Below are 2,518 nucleotides of genomic sequence, written 5' to 3'. Positions count from 1 at the left end.
TCTTCAATAACTTGATGGGGAATTAACAGACGGCGCTGGGCGTACGCTTACGTCTTATACAACAAACCCACCAATAATTCAAGACGTCCTCCACGGGGCGCTTACGTTTTAAGGCCGTTACGTTAAGTATCAAATGTTTTGCCTATAGGCTCTATTTTGTTCTTTTTTTGTTCATCGGTATCAAATACATAAATCATCCCTAATCCTAAGAAATCCCACGAATTCCCGCCAGATCCCGTAAGTATCAAATAAATTACTTCTCTTCTCTATAGGGTGGTCAGCCACGACGCCACCTTCCGCGTGCTGCAGCATCTACGGCTTTACACCTTCAGCCGTATTCTTCCCCTTGCTCCCGGCGCGATTGCCCGCTTCCACCAGGCGGAACTGCTTAATCGCCTGGTGGCGGATGTGGATACGCTCGATCATCTTTATCTGCGGGTGATCTCTCCGCTGGCGGGGGCGCTTGGCGCGGTGATGCTGGTTATTCTGGCGCTGTTCCCATCGCTGTTTTACCGCGCCGGCAAGCCGGTGGGCGAAGCGCTGACCGCGTTACGCGCCGATTATCGCCTGCGGCTGAATGCCTGGCTTTCCGGCAACGCCGAACTCACGCTGTACGGCGCCGCCGAGCACTACCGCCAACAGTTGGATGCCACCGAGCAACGCTGGCAAGGACATCAGCGCCGCCAGAACGGCCTGGGCGCCGGCGCACAAAGTTTGCTGCTGCTGCTGACCGGGCTGACGTTGACGCTGGTGCTGTGGCTCGCCGCCGCCGGCGTGGGCGGCGATGGATCGTCCGGTCCTCTCATTGCGCTGTTCGCGTTCGCAACGCTCGCGGCCTTTGAGGCGCTGGGTCCGGTGGCCGGCGCATTTCAACATCTGGGACAGGTGATGGCCTCCGCCGCGCGCCTCAACGTGGTTATCAACCAGTCACAAGAAGTGGTTTTCCCTGCCGCCGGTCCTGCGCCGGCCGCGGTTTCACTATCCAGGGCAGGCGGCGCCCGCCATCGATGACCTGTCGCTGACGGTTGCCGCCGGCGAGCATATCGCCCTCCTCGGCCATACCGGTAGCGGGAAATCCACGCTGCTGCAGTTATTAACCCGCGCCTGGGATCCCGAGGCGGGAGATATCGCGCTCAATGGCGTGCCGCTGCGGGAGTGGAGCGAAAGCACGCTACGCGCGATAACCGCCGTGGTGCCGCAGCGCGTGCATATTTTCAGCGCGACATTGCGCGATAATCTTCGCCTGGCGGCCCAGGACGCCGACGATGAACAACTGTGCGTGGTGGTGCGGCAGGTGGGCCTAGAAACGCTCTTGGCGGGCGAGGGATTGAACGCCTGGTTTGGAGAGGGCGGTCGAGTGCTCTCCGGTGGTGAACAACGCCGCATGGGCATCGCCCGCGCGCTGCTGCACGCCGCGCCACTGTGGCTGCTCGACGAGCCTACCAAAGGGCTGGATGCCGTCACCGAACAGCAAATACTGCAGTTGTTGACCACGCTCGGTCAGGGGCGGCCGGTTATTATCGTCACCCATCGGCTGCGGGGATTGGAACGTTTAGACCGCATTTGTATTATGGATCGCGGTAACCTGATTGAACAAGGTAGCCATCAGGCGCTGATGGCGCAGCGCGGACGCTATTATCACTATCACCGGCCGCTAGAGATAGACTCGTCGGAGGATAGCCGACGCCGGTCGGTCTCACCCCGCCGGTTGTGTTCAGACGGATTGGAGTAATTAACGGCAGCATGCGACTATACCGGCTTTCACCCGATTCTGTGCATTTCCCACCGCCGCAGACGGCGCTCAGCGAGCCCAACGGCATGCTGGCCTTCGGCGGCGATTTGTCGCCACAGCGGCTGCTGGCGGCCTATCGGCAGGAGATTTTCCCTTGGTATTCCCCTGGCGACGCCATTTTGTGGTGGTCGCCGGATCCGCGCGCGGTGCTGTTTCCCCATGCGTTCCATCAAAGCCGCAGTTTTAGCCGCTTTGTCCGCCGCTGCCGCTGGCACGTCACGCTGAATCAGGCGTTCGCCGAGGTGGTCTCCGCCTGCGCCGAACGCGGCGCGGAGGGAAGCTGGATCGGTACGGAAGTCGAAATCGCCTATAGTCATTTGCATCAGCTCGGCCATGCCCATTCGATCGAGGTGTGGGACGATGAAACGCTGGTCGGCGGCAATGTGCAGATTCCGACGTATCCGATCATCTGTTCCGGCGACATCCGATCAGTTATTCCGATATTTTCCGATCACCCATTCCAGTGATATTCGATCACGTGTTCACTCATCTTCTGACTCAGTTTTAGTCTATTTTTCCTGTGCTGGCTACTCCTCGCTCTTTGCGTAGTGATTCGCCTTTAAGTTCCAGTCGATAGCTGGGGTGTACTAGCCGATCGAGTAACGCGTCAGCTGTCGTGGGGTTTTCTATCAGTCCATACCATTTTTTTACCGGCAGTTGACTGATCAGGATGCCGCTGCTTTTGTCGTAACGATCTTCCATCACCTCCAACAGCATCGTTGCCTG

Annotated in this window: 2 protein-coding genes and 1 pseudogene; 2 read left to right on the top strand and 1 reads right to left on the bottom strand. The window is 58.8% G+C overall.

Annotated elements, in window-relative coordinates; translation table 11 throughout:
- Positions 1-270: 270 nt before the first annotated feature.
- Both ACMX3H_RS18280 and ACMX3H_RS18275 read left to right on the top strand, forming a co-directional pair.
- A pseudogene (locus tag ACMX3H_RS18280) lies at positions 271-1,732 on the top strand (ATP-binding cassette domain-containing protein); the annotation flags it as partial.
- 41 nt (positions 1,733-1,773) lie between these two features.
- Positions 1,774-2,259: a leucyl/phenylalanyl-tRNA--protein transferase gene (locus tag ACMX3H_RS18275; protein WP_415211811.1), complete on the top strand. Its 486-nt coding sequence runs from the start codon at positions 1,774-1,776 to the stop codon at positions 2,257-2,259.
- 37 nt (positions 2,260-2,296) lie between these two features.
- Here the strand turns inward: ACMX3H_RS18275 and ACMX3H_RS18270 are convergent.
- Positions 2,297-2,518 (bottom strand): ATP-binding protein (locus ACMX3H_RS18270; RefSeq protein WP_415211810.1); only part of this gene is annotated, 222 nt, incomplete at its 5' end.

This window comes from Sodalis sp. (in: enterobacteria) (genome assembly GCF_047607725.1).
GTDB lineage: Bacteria > Pseudomonadota > Gammaproteobacteria > Enterobacterales > Enterobacteriaceae > JBLKSS01.
The sequence above is the reverse complement of the archived record's forward strand: the minus strand, read 5'-3'. Positions and strand labels throughout refer to the sequence as shown.